Here is an 18,898-nt window from a genome sequence, read left to right on the forward strand (position 1 = left end):
TTACTCAATAATCACGGACTGAACAGGATTAGCCGCCATGAAACAGGGCTTGATGAGAACTTTAGCTGCGCTGATGGCAGCGATCTTGCTACTGACCGGGCTGCTTTTTACCGTGAAGGAATGGCTACCGCGACTGGCCGGGGTGTGGCTACCGGAAAACACCGCTCTCGTTCTCGACAGCAATCCGCGCTGGCAGCAGGGCGCATTACGGCTGGCCGGTGTCCGCTATCGCGTTGGCGACTGTGAGATGGCGGCAGCAAGTGCCGTGGCGCTCTCTTATCGTCAGTCACGCTGGCAGCTGTCTGCCGATGCCGTGTCAATTGACAGCGCCTGTGCGGCGAAGATCCCGGCATCTGACGATAGCCAACAGGCGCCACGTTCGCTGGCTGAATGGCAGAAGATGCTGCCGCATGCCGATGTGAGCATTGGCCAGTTGGCCGTTGCCCCCTGGCAGAACTGGAGCGGGGGGCTGACGTTCCACACGGATGCCCAGCGCCAGCGCCTGGAATACCGCGGCAAGAATTTGAGGCTACAGGCTGAACTGGATGGCCGGGATCTGGCGATAAAGACCTTTGAGCTTAAGGCTCCCGGTATGGCGCAGCCGGTTGTGCTTAACGGTACGCTGAATCTGCCCGTCATCCCCGACGGTTTGCCCGAGTCCGGCGCGTTACACAGCAATCTCAGGCTAGATGGCATACCCGACCCGATCGCCATGGAGCTTAAATGGCAACAGAACAGCGGAAAGCTGCTCGTCCACAGTGAGGCGCACGCCACCCCGTTGCTGACACTGCCGTGGCATATCACGCCACAGCAGATTGACATCAGTCAGGGGCAGTGGAACTGGCCGTGGGCCTCTCAACCCCTTGCAGGCTCCGTCGCGTTAAGTGCCAAAAACTGGCAGCAGGGGCTGGGCGCGACGGAAATAGCCGGTCGCCTTAATCTTCTGACCCAGGGGCGCGGTGGAAAAGGTAACGTGGTGCTTAATCTCGGGCCAGGGCGGCTTGATTTTCAGAACAGCCAGTTACCGTTGCGGCTCACCGGCGATGCAAAGTTGATGAAGCTACAGTTTTATGCCGGACTGCCCGCCATGTTACGCGGCTCGTTAATCGATCCGCAGCTGGAACTGCTGCCCGGGGCGTTGCTGCGCATGAAAGGACAGCTGCTATCAACGCTGGAAGTGGATGAAGCGCGCTGGCCTCTGGCTGGCGTGGTCGTTTCATCCGCAGGGATCAGCGGCCGTTTACAGGCTATTCTTAGCGCTCATAACGGGGAGATGGGGCGCTTCCGACTACACCTTGATGGCCGGGCCAGCAACTTCTGGCCGGATAAAGGGCAGTGGATGTGGCGCTACTGGGGTAATGGCTATCTTGCACCGCTGGCAGCAAAGTGGGACGTGAACGGTCGTGGCCGCTGGCAGGACACCGTGATTGAACTGGATTCGCTGTCCACCGGCTTTAACCGCCTGCGGTATGCCGGCACGACGATGACAGCCCCCCGCCTGACGCTGGCTAAACCCTTGCTCTGGCAGCGAGACCCGGCACGCCCTTCTTTAGACGGTCAGTTCATCCTGAAAGCCAGAGAAACGCGCCTTAATAGCGGGGGATATCTGCCGCCTTCGACCTTAACCTTCGGGGTGAAAGGCCGCGATCCGGCAGGGTTCCTTTATAACGGCAGCCTTAAGGCGGGTGACATCGGCCCGGTGCAGTTGCGAGGGCGCTGGGATGGCGATCGGCTGCGCGGGCAGTTGTGGTGGCCGCAACAGGCGCTGCGCGTTTTCCAGCCGCTGATCGCCCCGGATCTGAAAATAACTATTCAGCAAGGGCAGTTAAAAGCACAGGTTGCTTTCTCCGCCGCTGCCGATCAGGGGCTGAAAGCCGGTGGGCACTGGCTGGTCACCAACGGCGGCGTGTCGATGCCCGATAATGCGTTGACGGGCATCGATTTCTCATTGCCCTTCCGTCTGGAGGCGCAGCGCTGGTATTTTGGCGCTCACGGCCCGGTGGCGCTGCGTATAAAAGAGATTTCCAACCAGTTTTCCCTGCAAAATATTACCGCTGATTTACAGGGGTGGTATCCGTGGAGCAGTGCCAGGCCGCTCCGGCTCTCCAACGTCAATATTGATGTGCTGGGGGGGAAAGTGAGCATGGAGAGTGTGCAAATGCCGCAAACTCAGGCGGCCAGCGTGCTGATAAAGCACATTGATATTTCTGAACTGGTGACCGCGATGAAGTTAAAGCAGCTCGCTATGTCCGGAAAAATTGACGGGGCGCTGCCGCTTTGGCTGAACAATTCACGGTGGCTGGTCAAAGAAGGATGGATTGCCAACAGCGGGCCGTTGACGTTGCGTATGGATAAGGACATGGCGGATGCTATCAGCAGTAATAATTTCGCCGCCGGCGCCGCCATAGATTGGCTGCGCTATATGGAGATATCCCGCAGCTGGGCGACTGTCGATCTCGATAACCTCGGCTGGATGGCAATGACGGCGAAAGTCGAGGGTTCCAGCCGTTTCAGTAACCGAAATCAGCAGGTCTCGCTGAATTACACCCACCGCGAAAACCTGTTTCAACTTTGGCGCAGCCTGCGCTTTGGCGATAATCTGCAGTCCTGGGTTGAAGAGAATGCTACCCTGCCGTCGCATAAGGAAAAAAGTGATGAAAGCCCTGACTAGTTTAGCAATAGCGAGCTATATATTGTTGTTAACCGGCTGCGTTCCACGTATTGAGGTGGCCGCGCCGAAAGAGCCGATTACTATCAATATGAATGTAAAAATCGAACATGAGATCCATATTCAGGTGGATAAAGACGTGGAAAAGTTACTCAAAAATAATAGCAGCCTGTTTTGAAGGAATACCCATGAAGAAACTGTACCGGGGATTACTGTTGGGCTGTCTGCTGCTGTCTCCGGCAGCAATGGCCTTAACGCTTGACGAAGCGCGTCAACAGGGAAGGGTAGGCGAAACGCTGAACGGTTTTATCGCGCCCATCCAACAGGATGGTGAAACCCTGGAGCTGGTCAGGCAGGTCAATGCAGGGCGTACTGAACAGTATCAGCTGCTGGCACAGCAAAATAACCTGTCTACGCGAGAAGTCGCCGACATCGCCGGACAAAAATTGGTTGAGCGGGCAAAGCCCGGTGAGTATGTACGCGGCATTAACGGGCAGTGGCTGAAGAAATAGTCACGCTGCCTGTCGTGGCTGCGTGACCTGGGCCTGAACGATTAGCTACTTACGCGCGTCCAACAGCTGTTGTGCGTTTGCCGCGGTCACCGTGGTCCACGGGACAAAATAGTGTTTTTGTGTGCCGTCTTCCCACTTCAGATCTTTCGCGTACTGTTGCCAGATATCAGACTGCGGTTGATAGCCTTTGCCCTTTACCGCGCGTAACGCCACGTCGATAGCCCCCTGCATCTGCCCTTTGGCATCCTGTAGGATGGAAACCATCTCGCCAGCCTGAACGGCATGGATCGCATCCGAAACGCCATCCACGCCTGCAATGGCGAAGTCCTTGACGTCAAGCCCCGCGCCTTTTATCGCTTCAATTGCACCCAGCGCCATTTCGTCATTCTGGCCAATCACGCCATTGATTTTGCCGCGATGTTTTTGCAGCCAGTTTTCTACCAGGGGCTGCGCCTCGGCGCGCGACCAGTTAGCGGTTTTGCGTTCCAGCACGTTGACCTGGCCCGCGCCGCATTCTGCGATGGCCTTGTCGTTACCTTTACCCCGCTGGATTTCACCGCTGCCGCCTTTTGGCCCCTCAATGATCACCACGTTGACCTTATGTTTTTTACAGTCGAGTTTATCCAACACCGCTTTAGCCTCCAGATAACCGCCCAGCTCATCATTGGAGATAACTTCAGAGGTCATTGCGTCAGTATTCAATCGGGCGTTGGCCACCACGACCGGTATACCGGCCTGGTTAGCATGAGTCACAATATCGATATTGGCTTCAAAATCCATTGGGTTGACGATGATCGCGTCGGTCTTTGTCTGTATGGCGGTCGCGGCCTGGTCGTTTTGTATTGATGCATCATAGCGGCCGTCATAAAACGTCAGCGACACTTCGCCGCTTTTCACTCCCGGATAGTCTTTTGCATATTTCTCCATAAGCTGGACAAATTCGGCTTTGTTGCCATACATCAGTACCGCAATTTTTACCGGCGTGGCCTGAGCCATTGCCATATTTCCCATCATCACCGCCGAGGCGAACCAGACAATTTGCGTTAACTTCATTCGTTTTCTCCTGCCAGGATAATTTCAGTGGTATTAATCGCGCTGATTTTTACGCGAAGGGTCGAGCAACACGGCGACGACAATCAACACGCCTTTGATAATCTGCTGGTAATAGGACTGTACGCCGAGCAGATCGAGGCCATTGTTCATCACGCCGATAATTAATACGCCAAACAGGGTGCCTTGCAGCGTGCCAACGCCGCCAGCCATGCTGGTTCCACCAATCACCACGGCGGCGATGGCATCCAGCTCATAGCCCGCGCCAGCGTTGGTTTGCGCCGACCCGGTGCGCGCCGTCAGGATCAGGCCAGCAATGCCCGCCAGAGCGGCACAGAGTGTGTACACCAGAACTTTAATGCGGATGACGTTGATCCCAGAGGTGCGGGCGCTTTTTGCATTCCCCCCCACCGCGTAAACGTAGCGACCAAAGATGGTTTTATTCAGCAGTAGCCAGGCAAGGCCAAACAGTGCGATGAAAATAATGACCGGCACCGGAACCGCCGCGACATAGCCGTTTCCTAACCAGCGGAAATCGTTGTTCAGCTGTGAAACCGGGTTGCCGCCGGTGGTCAACAGAGCCAGGCCGCGCGCCGCCGACAGCATGCCCATAGTGACAATAAAAGGCTGGAGGCGATAACGCGCCAGAACCGTTCCATTGATCAGCCCGCAAACAATGCCGATGCCAAGAGCGACAATAAGCGGTGTGAGCACCGCCGTGGCCGTGTCGCCAATCGCCATCCCCGCGTTATTAGTAGCAAAACGCGCCGCGACAATGCCGCTCAGTGCCAGCACCGAACCCACTGAAAGGTCCACGCCTGCGGTGATAATGACAAAGGTCATACCGATAGCAAGAATGCCGTTTATCGAGACCTGGCGTAGCACAATCAGCATGTTAGCGTCGCTGAAAAAATAGTTATCGCTCCATGCCCCTTGAGAAACCTGGTATTCACCGACCAGCGCCACAATCAAACACAGCGCGAAGAAAGCAATGACAATACCGTACTTATGCAAACGCTTTTGATGACGGCCGAAGAAAGAAATCCCGGATGAGGTGGAGTGGGTAGGGTTCATGGTTTTATCTCTCAGTTACACAGCCAGCTTCATCAGTTCAGTTTGGGTTGCGTTTGCCGCTAACAGCTCTCCCGCTAATTGCCCGTCACGGAACACCAGAATACGATCGCTCATACCAATAATTTCCGACAGCTCAGACGAAACCATTACGATCCCCTTATTTTTCAATGCAAACTCCGACATAAAGCGATAGATCTCTTTCTTGGCGCCCACGTCAATTCCTCTGGTGGGTTCATCCAGCAGCAGCACGTCCGGGTCGAGTAACGCCCAACGTCCCAGAACCACTTTTTGCTGGTTGCCGCCGCTGAGATTGCCGACGACCTGCTCACCGTCGCTTGTTTTAACGTTGAAGCGTTTGATCATTTCGCGGGTGCGCTGCTTTTCCTGCTTTTTGTTGATAAAACCGGCGCGGCTGATGTCGCTAAACGAGGAGATATTGATGTTTTCGCTGACTGAACGGCACAGCACCAGCCCGGAATCTTTACGATCTTCGGTGACATAGGCGATGCTGCTGTCGATGGCCTCTTTGGGTGAGTGACGGGCCAGCAGTTTATCCCCCACGCGAATGGTGCCGCTGTCCGCATGCTGTATGCCGAAAATCAAATCCAGAAATTCGCTGCGCCCGGAGCCTACCAGACCATAAATGCCCAAGATCTCGCCGTGCTTCAACTGCAAACTGATGTCGTTGATGGTATTGCCCCAACGCAGGTTTTCCACCTCCATCAGCACGCTGTCGCCGGGTTGATTGAACTTGGCAAACTCACTGTCATACTCGCCGCCAATAATGTATTCAATTAACTGCTCGCGGGTGATGTCGGCGATGAAACCTTCATGCACGTAGGTACCGTCGCGGAAAATGGTATAGCTGTCGGCGATCTGAAAAATCTCCGACAGCCGATGCGAAACATAGATGATGCCTTTGCCTTTCTCCGCCAGACGTTTGAGGGTTTGGAAGATTTTTTGCGCATCCTCCTCCCCGATCGCCGAGGTGGGTTCATCCATGATGATAATGTCGGCATCGGCATGCGACAGCGCCTTAGCAATCTCGACCAGCTGCTGTTCAGCCACGCTCAGGTTGCGCATTTTTTCCGTCACCGCGATATTAAAATCCAATTCCTGTAGCAGGATGGCGGTTTGACGGTTCAGTTTCTGAAAGTCAACAAAGCCGAAGCGCGTCGGTTCACGGCCAAGCCAGATATTTTCAGCTACCGTTAAATCGGGAATGGCGCTTAACTCCTGCTGCACGATGGCGATCCCGGCTTCTAAGGCTTCCCGCGGATGATGAAATGCGCAGCGGACACCGTTAATGAAAATGTCGCCGCCATCCGGCTGAATAAATCCCATCAGGATGCTAAGAAAAGTCGACTTTCCCGCGCCATTGCCGCCACATAAGGCATGAATCGACCCACGCCGCAGGCAGAATTCGGCATTTTTCAGCGCCACAACGCTGCCGAAGGATTTTTTCACCCCGGTCACTTCCAGTAGATAAGCGGGCTGTTGAACGGCCATATCGTGCGTCACAAGGTCACCTCCGGATAAGTTTGTTGCAGGCGTTGCAAATAGCGCTGATAAAGCCCTTCGTACTGAACCTGACGCTCAGCATCGGGCCGGGTGCAGGTGGATTGATCCAGAGAGACGAATCGTTGGCAGAGTTCAGCCAGCAAAGCAGTGGCATCCTGTTGCGGTTCCTGCGCCAGCGCCGTTGCCCACATGGCCTGGATCGCGGCCCCCAACGCCGCCGTTTCTTTAACGCTCAGGCAGACAACGGGGCAGGCCATTACGTCAGCAACGATCTGCCGCCAGCATGCGCTGCGCGAGCCTCCGCCGGTAAGGCGGATCTCCCTGACGCCAATACCCTGCCGGCGAAACAGGTCTATACCGTAGCGCAGCCCATAGGTGGCGCTTTCCACGGTGGCCATGCACAGATTGGCGCGTGTGAAGTTATCGCTGTTGAGGTTATGCAGGCTGGCATGAGCATGCGGCAGCTGCGGCACGCGTTCACCGTTGAAAAACGGCAGCATCTCGATCCCGCCAGCGCCGGGTGATGACTGCGCCAGCAGCGAATTAAAACCGGCAACATCCTCCTTGAGCAGCTGCTGAACCGACAGCGTGGCTGAAGTGACGTTCATCGTGCAGATCAGGGGTAACCAGCCGTTATTGCTGGAACAGAATCCGGCAATCGTCGCCGATTGTGACTCAACGGGTTCTCCCGACCAGGCAAACAGGGTGCCAGAGGTGCCCAGGCTCATCGTGACCTTGCCCGCGCTGATATTCCCGGAGCCGATGGCCGCCATCATATTATCGCCACCGCCGGTCGATACCCGCGTTGACGATGACAACCCTAGCGTGGCCGCGGCTTGAGCATTTAACGTGCCGATGCAGCTTTCGGCATTTTGCAACCGCGGCAGCGCATTCCATAACCGCCCGCTGTTATCAATCAGTTCCACGGTACGTCGGTCCCATTGACGCGTTCGCACGTTGAACAGCCCGGTGCCTGACGCATCGCCATATTCGGCAACGCGTTCACCGGTCAGCCAAAAGTTGAGGTAGTCATGGGGCAGTAAAACGCTATGCAGGCGCGGCCACAGTTCAGGATGATGCTTTTTAAACCAGAGGATTTTCGAGGCGGTGTACCCCGTCGCAGGCAGTAAGCCCAGTTGTTCAACCGCGCCTTTAGCACCACCCAGCTGTTGTATCAGGAAATCGTTCTCCTGCTGGGTTTCCGTGTCGCACCAAAGTTTAACGGGGTAAAGCACCTTGCCTTGTTCATCCAGCGGCACAAAACCGTGCTGCTGACCAGAAACGCCCAACGCTTGTATATCCAGCGGGTTAACCTGCGCCTGTGATATCGCCAGCCGAAAAGCCTCGATCAGGGCCGCTACCCACCACTCAGCCAGCTGCTCACGACGACCGCTGGCATCGCTTATCAGGCGGTGCGCGGCATGGCCTTCACCAAGAATATCCCCCCGGTCGCCATCGACGATCACCACTTTAGTGCCCTGTGTACCGCAATCGATGCCTGCATAGAGCGCCATAGCGTTACTCCATTTCCAGCATAATTTTGATGTCAGAGGGATAACCGGCAGCCGCGCGCTCAAAGGCGGTCACGCCGTCGGCAAATTTATAGGTTTGGCTGATTAGCGGCTGCACATGCAGTTTACCGCTGCTCAAAAGACGTAAGGTACGCGGATACATATTGGCGTAACGGAATATCGTCTTGAAGGTGATCTCTTTTGCCTGGGCGGCAACAATATCCATGGGGGCAACGTCAACCGGCATGCCAACCAGCACGGCGGTAGCACCGGGCGCAGCATGTTGTGCCACCGCAGCAATAGCCGGTTTGGCACCGCTACACTCGAAGACAATATCCGCTCCGTTACCGCTGGTCAGTACGTTAACCTTAGCGGCCAGATCGCCGGTTTTAATGTTGACCGCATGCAGACCTTCATAGTCATTTGCCACCGCCAGCTTTTCGTCAAACAGATCGCAGATAATGACGTCGGAGCAGCCGCCCGCCAGCGCGGCCAGGGCCGTGACCACACCAATGGGGCCAGCGCCGATAACCAGCGCGATATCTCCCGGCTTGATGCCCGCTTTCGTAGCGGCATGCATACCGATGGCCAGTGGTTCGACCATCGCACCTTCGGCAAAACTGACGTTGTCCGGCAACTTGAAGGTGAATGCCGCCGGGTGGATCACGGTTTCACGCAGGCAGCCATGAACCGGAGGGGTCGCCCAGAAGCGCACTTCGGGGTCGAGATTGTAGATGCCTGCACGGGTTTGGGCTGAATTGACGTTTGGGATGCCCGGCTCCATACATACGCGGTCGTCGACCTTAACATGTGTCACGTTTTTCCCGGTTGCGATCACGATGCCAGAAGCTTCATGACCGAGCACCATCGGCGCTTCAACGACAAATGGTCCGATGCGCCCGTGTTGGTAATAGTGAACGTCACTGCCGCAAATACCCACGGAGTGGATCTTAATCTGGACATCATTGTCACCGAGCACTTCGTCAAAGTCGCGATCTTCCAGGACAATTTTACCTATATCGGCTAAAACTAATGCTTTCATAAAAACCTCATAAGTATCATTTTTGATGGTATCGATATCATTGTGGTGCGCTCATCCTGTATCAACCGGCGCATAAAATCTGTGATGCTGATTAAATTCCTGCATCGCAACGCGTCATCTATGGATAACGTCGACTCCTTTGGCGACAGCGATCACAGTATCAGGCAGCGAGAGGCGGGTTAAATAGAGGCGAGAATCTGATATACCCAGAGGGCGGGAGAGCATGAAGACACTGAGTGAAGCCAGGCTGCGCACGTTAGTACTGCTGGAGCAGGCAGGGATTATTCTGACCGAAGCGGAAAAAAAACGTATAGAAATCGCGACATTTGGCCTGGCGGATTATCCGGTTTCTGGCCTACAGCTGCTGACCTATATCAACGCGCCCGGTTACTGCGCAAAAGAGCTGGTGCTGTTCCCACGGCAAACCTGCCCGGAACATTTGCACCCGCCATTTGCCGATTCTTCAGGTAAACAGGAGACGTTTCGTTGCCGCTGGGGGGAGGTGTATTTATTTGTTGACGATGAAAGCTTGCCAGCCGATGACGTTGACGATAAGCCGGTCTGCTTCGTTCCTGAAGACGGAAATAAATGGTATACCTGTCACCGCCATATCCTGCTGCGACCGGGCTATCAATACACCATTGCACCCAATACCCGTCACTGGTTTCAGGCCGGTGAGCGCGGTGCCGTCGTTTCAGAATTTTCTTCAACAAGCCGCGATGAGCTGGATATTTTTACCGATCCGCGCGTCGATCGCTTAGCGGGAATAACCTGAATTAACGATATAGTAAAACAACATAAATGATACTAAAATGATTCAAAATCATCATAGGTGCTAAGGAGCTGCTTTTGGCTGTTATTCGGGGAGGGAAAGTGACGCTGGCAAGCGTCGCTGCTCAGGCGAACGTGAGTAAAATTACCGCATCACGCGCATTTTCACAGCCGGATAAAGTCCATCCGCAAACGCGACAACGTATTCTTGAAACGGCGGAACACTTAGGCTACGTGGTTAACGTCGCCGCACGTAATCTCCGTGCAAAAACCAGCAAGACCATCGGCATTGTTAATCCAAATATGGCTAATCCCTATTTTGGTGGCCTGACGCGCCTGATGACGCTGGAAGCCGAAAAATTGGGCTACGACACGCTGGTCTTCGATTCCTATGAATCGCAGGAGGCGGAAAACCACATCATCGACAAACTGATTGGTTACAATGTTGACGCCATTATTTTGTCCGTGCTGTCAAACGATCGCCATTATCATCCCTCCTGGCTCAAGCGCCTGGAAACGCTGGGAATTCCGCTAGTGCTGGTCGATCGCGAACTGGATAATGCCCACTGTAGCGGGGTGTATATCGATAACCTTGATTGTGGTTTGCAGGCCGGGCGCTGGTTGCTGCAACAGCAGGCGCAGCGGATCGTGGTGGTTTCTGGTCCGGAAAACTCCAGCGTCGCACGTGACAGGGTCACCGGGCTACAGGCGGCGTTACAGGGGAGGGTGGCGACATTTGAAATACTGCACGCCGATTTCTTTATGGACGTCGCGTGGCAAGAGACCCGCCGCTGGCTGGCCCATCACCGCGCGCCGGACTTCTTTGTTGGCTGTAATAATCAGATTTCGCTGGGGATCGTTAAAGCCTGCATCGAACATAAATTACAGTTAATGAAAGATGTGTCGCTGTTCAGCATTGACGACGTCCCTCACGCCGAAATTTATGGATTCGAGTTTCCCTGCATCTGGCATGACCTGCAGGAAATCGCGTGGCAGGCGCTTAATCTGGCCGTGCGCCGCGCTAACGATCCTGATAGCAAACCGGGAAAGGTGGTAGTTCGGGGGAAACTGGTCGCCTGATTGTTGGCATGACAGGTTTATCGGATGCTGCCAGATTGGTGAGCAATTAACCGTCATCACAGGAGCTAAACGTCATATTTAGCTCCTGTCAGCGGCGCTAGCCTCAGGCCGTCACAATCTGCGAAATGACGTCTTTTGCCGCGCTGGTGGCTTTCTCCGCCACTTCCGGGCCATAGGCAATCCCTTCAGCAAAGACAAACTGCACATCGCTCATACCCAGGAAGCCAAGGAACAGGGTCAGGTACGGGGTGAGCAAATCGCTTGGGGTATCTTTGTGAATACCGCCACGGCTGGACAGCACCACCACTTTTTTACCCTGAATAAGACCTTCAGGTCCCTTTTCGGTATAGCGGAAGGTTACGCCTGCACGAGCAACCAGATCGAAATAGTTTTTCAGCTGCGTAGGGATGTTGAAGTTGTACATCGGTGCGGCTATCACGATAGTGTCGTGCGCCTGCAACTCGGCGATCAGTGTATCGGACAGTTCCAGCGCTTCCTGCTGACGCGGTGTTAACGCCGCATTAGAAGGACGCAGTGCGCCGACCAGCTCACCGTCCAGCACCGGTATCGGGTTGGCGGCCAGGTCACGCTCGGTCACTTCATCGCCAGGGTGGGCGGCCTTCCACTCGGAAATCAGGTAGTCGGCCAGCTGGCCAGACTGAGAATAACCGGCAAGAATACTGGATTTCAGGACTAATACTTTGCTCATGGTTTTTTTCCTGTGCTGTCATACGGAATATTCCGCTCGATGCAGAACACTTTACGGATAATTGAGCGCCAGTGTAAGTGCGAGTTTTCGATAACTATGTTCGAAAAGTTTGAATAACTTCTCGCTGCGCATTTAAAACGCTAAGTGCCTGTCTGTGTTACACTACGTACCATTCTTACCCCCTGATTAATCCCTGTTGCCCTTGCAGGCGCAACGAAGCGAGCACTATTACCATGTCTGACACCTCACAATCTATCCTCACAGCGCTGTATTCCCGGTTGGATGCGCTGATGCTGCGTGACCGCCAGCGTCTGCTACGCCGCCTGCAGGGTGCCAAAAAGATCAGAAGCTCAACGCTACCGGAAGCGCTGGTAGCAGAGCTGAGCGCCGAAATCACCGTTGCCGAACAGCGGATAGCCGCACGGCGGGCGGCGACCCCGACGATACGCTATCCGGAAAATTTACCGGTCAGCCAAAAGAAGCAGGAGATAGCCGATGCCATCAGCGCCAATCAGGTGGTGATTGTTGCGGGTGAAACCGGCTCGGGCAAAACCACCCAGCTGCCGAAAATTTGTCTGGAGCTGGGGCGCGGTATTCGCGGGCTGATTGGCCACACGCAGCCGCGCCGGCTGGCCGCCCGTACCGTGGCGGAACGCATCGCCGCTGAACTGGAGATTTCGCTCGGCGGCAGCGTGGGCTACAAGGTGCGGTTTAACGACCGGGTGGGTGACACCACGCAGGTGAAGCTGATGACCGACGGTATCCTGCTGGCGGAAATTCAGCAGGATCGCCTGCTGATGCAGTATGACACCATCATTATTGACGAAGCGCACGAACGCAGTCTGAACATTGATTTTATTCTCGGCTATCTGCGTGAGCTGCTGCCTAAGCGCCCCGACCTTAAGGTGATCATTACCTCGGCCACCATCGATCCGCAGCGCTTCTCACGCCATTTCAACAATGCGCCGGTGATTGAAGTCTCGGGGCGTACCTATCCGGTAGAGGTGCGCTACCGCCCGGTAGTGGAAGAGGCGGATGACGGCGATCGCGATCAGCTACAGGCGATATTTGATGCGGTTGATGAGCTGGGTCGCGAGAGCCGCGGTGATATTCTGATCTTTATGAGCGGCGAGCGCGAAATACGCGACACCGCCGACGCGTTAAGTAAACGCGATCTGCCGCACACGGAAATACTGCCGTTATATGCCCGTCTGTCAAATGCCGAGCAGAACCGCGTTTTCCAGTCACATGCCGGGCGACGCATCGTGTTAGCGACCAACGTAGCGGAAACCTCATTGACGGTGCCGGGCATAAAATATGTTATTGACCCCGGCACGGCGCGTATCAGCCGCTACAGTTTCCGCACCAAAGTGCAGCGTCTGCCGATTGAAGCGATTTCCCAGGCATCCGCCAACCAGCGTAAAGGGCGCTGCGGCCGCGTTTCCGAAGGCATTTGTATTCGCCTGTATGCGGAAGATGATTTCCTTAGTCGTCCGGCCTTTACCGACCCGGAAATTCTGCGTACTAACCTGGCATCGGTGATCCTGCAAATGACCGCGCTGGGCCTCGGCGATATCTCGGCCTTTCCGTTCGTCGAAGCGCCGGATCGGCGCAATATTCAGGATGGCGTTCGCCTGCTGGAGGAGCTGGGGGCAATTACCCTTGCGGATAATCAGCACTATCGCCTGACGCCTTCCGGGCGGGCGCTGGCTCAGCTGCCTGTCGATCCGCGTCTGGCAAAAATGGTGTTGGAAGCGCAGAAGTACGGCTGCGTGCGTGAAGTGATGATCATTACCGCCGCGCTGTCGATTCAGGACCCGCGTGAGCGTCCTGCCGACAAAAAGCAGGCATCGGACGAGAAGCATCAGCGGTTCGCCGATAAAGATTCTGACTTTATCGCTTTCGTTAATCTTTGGAACTGGCTGCAAGAGCAGCAAAAGGCGCTATCATCCAGCCAGTTCCGCCGCCAGTGTAAAACGGACTATCTCAACTATCTGCGCGTGCGCGAGTGGCAGGATATCTATACCCAGCTGCGTCAGGTGGTGCGTGAGCTGGGGCTGCCGGTGAATACTGAACCGGCAGAGCTGCGGGAGATCCATACCGCACTGCTCACCGGGCTGCTGTCGCATATCGGCCAGAAGGACAGCGACAAACAGGAATTCACCGGGGCGCGCAACGCCCGTTTCGCCATTTTTCCCGGCTCCGGGCTGTTTAAGAAGCCGCCAAAGTGGACGATGGTGGCAGAACTGGTGGAAACCAGCCGTCTTTGGGGACGCATCGCCGCACGCATTGAACCAGAATGGATCGAGCCTGTTGCACAACACCTGATAAAACGCAGCTACAGTGAACCGCACTGGGAGAAAGCGCAGGGCGCGGTGATGGCCAGTGAAAAAGTCACGCTGTACGGTCTACCGATTGTGGCTGCGCGTAAAGTGAACTATGCCCCGATCGATCCGGTGCTGTCGCGTGAGCTGTTTATCCGTCATGCTCTGGTGGAGGGCGACTGGCAGACGCGGCACGCCTTCTTTAAAGCGAACCTCAAGCTGCGCGCCGAGGTTGAGGAACTGGAACATAAATCGCGTCGCCGCGATATTCTGGTGGACGATGAAACGCTGTTTGCTTTCTATGACCAGCGCATCTCTCATGAGGTGGTCTCCGCGCGTCATTTTGACAACTGGTGGAAAGTCGTCAGCCGCGATGAGCCGGATCGCCTGAACTTTGCTAAAGAGATGCTGATCAAGCAGGGCGCAGATAAAGTCAGCCAACTGGACTATCCGAACTTTTGGCATCAGGGCAACATCAAGCTGCGTTTAAGCTATCAGTTTGAGCCGGGTGCGGATGCCGATGGCGTGACGGTATTTATCCCGCTACCCGTGCTGAATCAGGTAGAGGAGAGTGGTTTTGAGTGGCAAATTCCAGGCGTGCGCCGCGAGCTGGTGATTGCCTTAATCAAATCGCTGCCGAAGCCGTTACGCCGTAACTTTGTCCCCGCTCCCAACTATGCCGATGCGGTTCTCGCTCGGGTGACGGCGCTTGACGCGCCGCTGCTGGATTCGCTGGAGCGGGAGTTTCGCCGTATGTCGGGCGTTACGCTGGAACGCGAGTCCTGGCAGTGGGATCAGGTGCCCGATCATCTCAAAATCACCTTCCGCATTGTCGATGAACATAACCGCAGGCTGGCAGAAGGCAAAGACCTGGCCGCGTTAAAAGTGCAGCTCAAGGGCAAAGTGCAGGAAACGCTGTCGCATGTGGCGGATGACGGTCTGGAACAGCGCGGCCTGCATATCTGGAGCTTTGGCGACTTGCCCGACCATTTCGAGCAAAAGCGCGGCAGCTACCGTGTAAAAGCCTGGCCCGCACTGGTTGATGAAAAAGACAGCGTGGCGATCCGTCTGTTCGATTCACAGCATGAGCAACAGAAGGCCATGTGGCGCGGCCAGCGGCGTCTGCTGCTGCTGAATATCCCGTCGCCGATTAAGTATCTGCACGAGAAACTGCCGAATAAAGCCAAGCTGGGGCTTTACTTCAATCCCTACGGCAAGGTGCTGGACCTGATCGATGACTGTATCGCCTGTGGGGTCGACAGGTTGATAGCCGAGTTCGGAGGTCCCACTTGGCAGCAGCAGGGCTTCGAGCAGCTCCACGACAAGGTACGCGCGGATCTCAATGAAGCGGTGGTGGATATTGCGAAAAAGGTCGAGCAGATCCTCACCGCTGTGTTCAATATCAACAAACGGCTGAAGGGGCGCGTCGACATGACGATGGCGCTGGCGCTATCAGATATCAAAGCGCAAATGGGCGGGCTGGTGTATCGCGGTTTCGTTACGGGCAATGGCTGGAAGCGACTGGGGGATACGCTGCGTTATTTACAGGCCATCGAACGTCGCCTGGAAAAGGTGGCGGTCGATCCTCACAGCGATCGCGCCCGCATGCTGAAAGTGGAGTCCGTGCAGCAGGCCTGGAACACCTGGTTAAACAAGCTGCCGCCGCAGCGCAAGGATGACGATGAGGTACAGGCAATCCGCTGGATGATAGAGGAGCTGCGCGTCAGCCTGTTTGCTCAACAGCTGGGAACGCCGTACCCGATTTCGGAAAAACGTATTCTACAGGCGATGGAGCAGATCCCGATGTAGTGCCCTTGCCAGCCCGTCAGGGCTGGCAATCTCCATGTGCGTCTCAAAGCCCCGTGTCGTTTTCCTGACGCAACATTTTGTTGGCCGTACGATATTTCGCAACCAGCGCAGCAGCAATCGCTTCAGTTTCCGCATCGGCTGTGCCAGTGAAGTTGGTGGGTCGAAAATGCATCTGAAACGCGCTGATAACCTTGCGTGTCTGGCTGTCGTCGATGCCGGTTTGCGGAATGGTGAAGCCGTAGCGGGCGAGATCGGCCTGAATTTTGCTGACGGAGCCCGCGGCATAAGCTGAGCGCCCGGCAAGATAATGCTGAACCAGATCGCTATCCGGCCAGGCCCCAATGCCCTGTTCTGCCAGCTGTTGCCACGGGAAAAGTGGGCCGGGATCAAACTTACGCCCTGGCGCTATGTCGCTATGGGCAACCACGTTATCCGGGGTGATGGCATAACGCTGAATAATGTCTTTCGCCAGGCTGGCAACCAGGCCGATCTGACGGTCATTCCAGGGATACCAGTGCCTTCCGCTGGGAGTATCGGTAAAGCCGGGATGAACAATTTCAATGCCGATCGAGCTGTCGTTGAGGTTGCTACGCCCATTCCAGTGACTGACTCCCGCGTGCCAGGCGCGCTTATCCTCTGCTACCAGTTGGTAGACGGTGTTTTGCCTCATCAAAGGATCGGCCGCCGATGGCACAAGGTAATGAGCGCTTACGCCGCTTTGGGTCAATAAGCGCAGCGATTCGGCATCATCGGCAGCGGTATAGTGCAGAACCAGAAAGCGTACGCGCTCATTCTGACTTTCAGAGGGATACTGAGTATTAAGCCGATATTCAGTCGACAGGCCCGTTCGAGGGAGCGGGCTAGAACAGCCGGCGATGAAAAGAGCAAGGGCTGCCAGGGTGAGTTTTTTCATGACGTCTTCCTTGATTACTGTCAGGTCCGGCGACATTGTCATTCAATCGCCGGGCGCTGGGAATCCCTTTATTTACGATAAATATTCTGTTACTGCGCCAGCGCATCCAGGCTGTCACGGAAAGCGGTCACAGCAATCGCACGATTATCAGCAAGATAACGATCCTTGGCGGCAGGTGCCGAACTCTGCACGCCGATCAACTGCCATTCACCGTTGACCTTCAGCAGCAGTGGAGAACCACTGTCACCCGGCAGCGTATCGCACTGATGAGAAAGCACGGCTTTCTGCGCCCACCCGGTCACCAGGCAGTCACTGTGCGAATAAAGCGTATCTAGGTGATCTTCCGGATAGCCGGCTTGGGTGATACGACGCCCGGTTTCCTTCAAGGAGGAAGTTAGCGCCTGTCGCGAACCGGAAAACAGAGGCAGAGGAGTAATCCCTGAAGGGGGGTTGCGCAGTACAATCAGACCGAAATCATAAGGTGCTGCTGAAGAGGGCACTATCCAACCATCACCGTCCGCTTTTAATTTTTTGCCTAATGCCGGATCCACCCGCGCTTCGATATCATGGATCTCATAACGCCAGCCTTTATCATTGGCGATAAAACGCAGTGCCACGGCTTTGTCCAGTTTACCCGGAGGGGAGAGCAGGCAGTGTCCTGCGGTCAGAGCGAGGTTAGGGGCGATCAGCGTGGCGCTGCAAAGATTGCCGCTGGCCGTCTCCAGTTGACCAATCGCATCCCAGGGCGCTTGAGCGGTATCGTTGACCGGCTGACGATTGTCTTTACCAAAAAACAGCGTGGTTGTTTCTGCCTCATTGCGGGCATCATTATCGGCATGAGTATAAAATGAACAGGCAAGGCAACCCATTAATAACACAGCGGTCAGGCGCATATTTTTCTCAGGCTAAAGGCGCGTTGGTATCAGTGATTAAGTTCGTGCAGTAACTATAGTCGCACGGCACTAAAAGTGGGAGATTAATTTGGAATATCAGTGCACTAGTCATGTTCACCAATAAAAACTGGCGGCGATTATCCCACAGGCAATCATGACAACCAGAATGATTTCGAATAAATAGCGACGTACCATCATCCGAAACTCCTTAAAAAAACACCCGGCATAACCGGGTGTTGTGTTAACTGTTTTGCGTGGGGTGTCTGATACCCCGACCGTAGAAATTACGCTTTAGGGGCGGTTTTCTTTACAGCTTTATGATGTTTTTTAGCAGCCTGAGCTTTCTGCGCTACTGGCTTAGCCACTTTATGGTGTTTTTTAGCAGCCTGCGCTTTCTGCGCTACTGGCTTAGCCACTTTATGGTGTTTTTTAGCAGCCTGCGCTTTCTGCGCTACTGGCTTAGCCACTTTGTGGTGTTTTTTAGCGGCCTGCGCCTTCTGGGCTGCTGGCTTAGCGGCCTTGTGGTGTTTTTTAGCCGCCTGGGCTTTTTGTTCAGCGGCTTTCTTATGCTTCTTCACATGCTTGGCAGGTGCTTTAGCTGGCGCAGCAGCGGCGGCAGGCGCTGTTGCAGTGGTAGCAGGTGCTGTTGCAGTGGTAGCAGGTGCTGTTGCGGCTGGTGCAGCGGCGGTTTCAGCAGCGAAGGCAACTGAAGACAGACCCATTGTTGCGGCAACGACCAGAGCTAATAATTTTTTCATTGTAAAACCCTCAAGTGTTTTAGTTCATCTGTCAGCCCACTGCGGGGCCGGTGAAAAGACTATATGTGAATGAAAGAAGGCTTTCCGTGAGTGTTTGGTATCGGCGTGTAACCGTTTGTACAAAGAGGGAGGGGCAGTGACGCTGGCGTTCTGTTACAGGAGCGACGGTAACAACTTTGTGAACCGGGTTATGCGGTCTGTTCAACAGGCTCATTGTGTGCGGAGAGGCATCATGCCAGCCTGACCAGCAGCCGAGACTCATT

The 18,898-nt window shown here is 55.1% G+C and carries 16 protein-coding genes; 6 read left to right on the forward strand and 10 right to left on the reverse strand.

Annotation, left to right across the window (positions count from 1 at the left end):
• Nucleotides 1-37 precede the first annotated feature (37 nt).
• The 3 genes from ETA_RS09420 to ETA_RS09430 are packed head-to-tail and all read left to right on the forward strand — an operon-like array spanning nt 38 to nt 3,180.
• The gene (locus tag ETA_RS09420; protein WP_012441399.1) at nt 38-2,671 is read left to right on the forward strand and encodes a YdbH family protein; all 2,634 of its coding nucleotides are present in this window, start codon (nt 38-40) and stop codon (nt 2,669-2,671) included.
• The gene (locus ETA_RS09425; RefSeq protein ID WP_012441400.1) at nt 2,655-2,846 is read left to right on the forward strand and encodes a YnbE family lipoprotein; all 192 of its coding nucleotides are present in this window, start codon (nt 2,655-2,657) and stop codon (nt 2,844-2,846) included. Before ETA_RS09420 ends, ETA_RS09425 begins: the two co-directional genes overlap by 17 nt.
• A 10-nt stretch (nt 2,847-2,856) precedes the next feature.
• Complete coding sequence (locus tag ETA_RS09430; RefSeq protein ID WP_012441401.1) at nt 2,857-3,180, forward strand: YdbL family protein; 324 nt, start codon at nt 2,857-2,859, stop codon at nt 3,178-3,180.
• A gap of 45 nt (nt 3,181-3,225) precedes the next feature.
• On the opposite strand, the gene ETA_RS09435 is transcribed toward ETA_RS09430, so the two are convergent.
• Genes ETA_RS09435 through ETA_RS09455 form a run of 5 tightly spaced genes read right to left on the reverse strand, consistent with a single transcriptional unit; the run spans nt 3,226 to nt 9,378 of the window.
• Nucleotides 3,226-4,233, reverse strand: a complete 1,008-nt coding sequence (locus ETA_RS09435; protein WP_012441402.1) for a substrate-binding domain-containing protein — start codon at nt 4,231-4,233, stop codon at nt 3,226-3,228.
• Between the two features lie 33 nt (nt 4,234-4,266).
• Nucleotides 4,267-5,304, reverse strand: coding sequence for an ABC transporter permease (locus ETA_RS09440; protein WP_012441403.1), 1,038 nt, complete (start codon nt 5,302-5,304; stop codon nt 4,267-4,269).
• Nucleotides 5,305-5,319: 15 nt separating this feature from the next.
• The gene (locus ETA_RS09445; protein ID WP_157861843.1) at nt 5,320-6,813 is read right to left on the reverse strand and encodes a sugar ABC transporter ATP-binding protein; all 1,494 of its coding nucleotides are present in this window, start codon (nt 6,811-6,813) and stop codon (nt 5,320-5,322) included.
• 8 nt (nt 6,814-6,821) lie between these two features.
• Nucleotides 6,822-8,339, reverse strand: a complete 1,518-nt coding sequence (gene xylB, locus ETA_RS09450; RefSeq protein WP_012441405.1) for a xylulokinase — start codon at nt 8,337-8,339, stop codon at nt 6,822-6,824.
• A gap of 4 nt (nt 8,340-8,343) precedes the next feature.
• On the reverse strand, nt 8,344-9,378 hold the full coding sequence (locus ETA_RS09455) for an NAD(P)-dependent alcohol dehydrogenase (protein WP_012441406.1): 1,035 nt from the start codon (nt 9,376-9,378) through the stop codon (nt 8,344-8,346).
• Between the two features lie 223 nt (nt 9,379-9,601).
• Between ETA_RS09455 and ETA_RS09460 the strand changes: the two genes are divergently transcribed.
• Nucleotides 9,602-10,153: a D-lyxose/D-mannose family sugar isomerase gene (locus ETA_RS09460; RefSeq protein ID WP_012441407.1), complete on the forward strand. Its 552-nt coding sequence runs from the start codon at nt 9,602-9,604 to the stop codon at nt 10,151-10,153.
• 74 nt (nt 10,154-10,227) lie between these two features.
• The gene (locus ETA_RS09465) at nt 10,228-11,229 is read left to right on the forward strand and encodes a LacI family DNA-binding transcriptional regulator (protein WP_012441408.1); all 1,002 of its coding nucleotides are present in this window, start codon (nt 10,228-10,230) and stop codon (nt 11,227-11,229) included.
• Nucleotides 11,230-11,332: 103 nt separating this feature from the next.
• Here the strand turns inward: ETA_RS09465 and ETA_RS09470 are convergent, their stop codons facing one another.
• Entirely contained in the window at nt 11,333-11,938 is a 606-nt protein-coding gene (locus ETA_RS09470; protein ID WP_012441409.1) for an FMN-dependent NADH-azoreductase, read from the reverse strand.
• A 233-nt stretch (nt 11,939-12,171) separates the two neighbouring features.
• Between ETA_RS09470 and hrpA the strand changes: the two genes are divergently transcribed.
• Nucleotides 12,172-16,071, forward strand: coding sequence for an ATP-dependent RNA helicase HrpA (gene hrpA / locus ETA_RS09475; RefSeq protein WP_012441410.1), 3,900 nt, complete (start codon nt 12,172-12,174; stop codon nt 16,069-16,071).
• 43 nt (nt 16,072-16,114) lie between these two features.
• On the opposite strand, the gene ETA_RS09480 is transcribed toward hrpA, so the two are convergent.
• From ETA_RS09480 to asr, 4 genes are all read right to left on the reverse strand, one after another.
• Nucleotides 16,115-16,984, reverse strand: a complete 870-nt coding sequence (locus tag ETA_RS09480) for an N-acetylmuramoyl-L-alanine amidase (RefSeq protein ID WP_012441411.1) — start codon at nt 16,982-16,984, stop codon at nt 16,115-16,117.
• 89 nt (nt 16,985-17,073) lie between these two features.
• The gene (locus ETA_RS09485) at nt 17,074-17,877 is read right to left on the reverse strand and encodes a trypsin-like serine peptidase (protein ID WP_012441412.1); all 804 of its coding nucleotides are present in this window, start codon (nt 17,875-17,877) and stop codon (nt 17,074-17,076) included.
• 114 nt (nt 17,878-17,991) lie between these two features.
• Nucleotides 17,992-18,075, reverse strand: a complete 84-nt coding sequence (gene ydgU, locus ETA_RS20745; protein WP_456236300.1) for a small membrane protein YdgU — start codon at nt 18,073-18,075, stop codon at nt 17,992-17,994.
• A gap of 86 nt (nt 18,076-18,161) precedes the next feature.
• A complete protein-coding gene (asr, locus tag ETA_RS09490) occupies nt 18,162-18,635 on the reverse strand; it encodes an acid resistance repetitive basic protein Asr (protein WP_012441413.1) in 474 nt (157 codons plus the stop codon).
• Between the last annotated feature and the right edge of the window lie 263 nt (nt 18,636-18,898).

The organism is Erwinia tasmaniensis Et1/99 (assembly GCF_000026185.1).
In the GTDB taxonomy this organism is placed as follows: Bacteria; Pseudomonadota; Gammaproteobacteria; order Enterobacterales; family Enterobacteriaceae; genus Erwinia; species Erwinia tasmaniensis.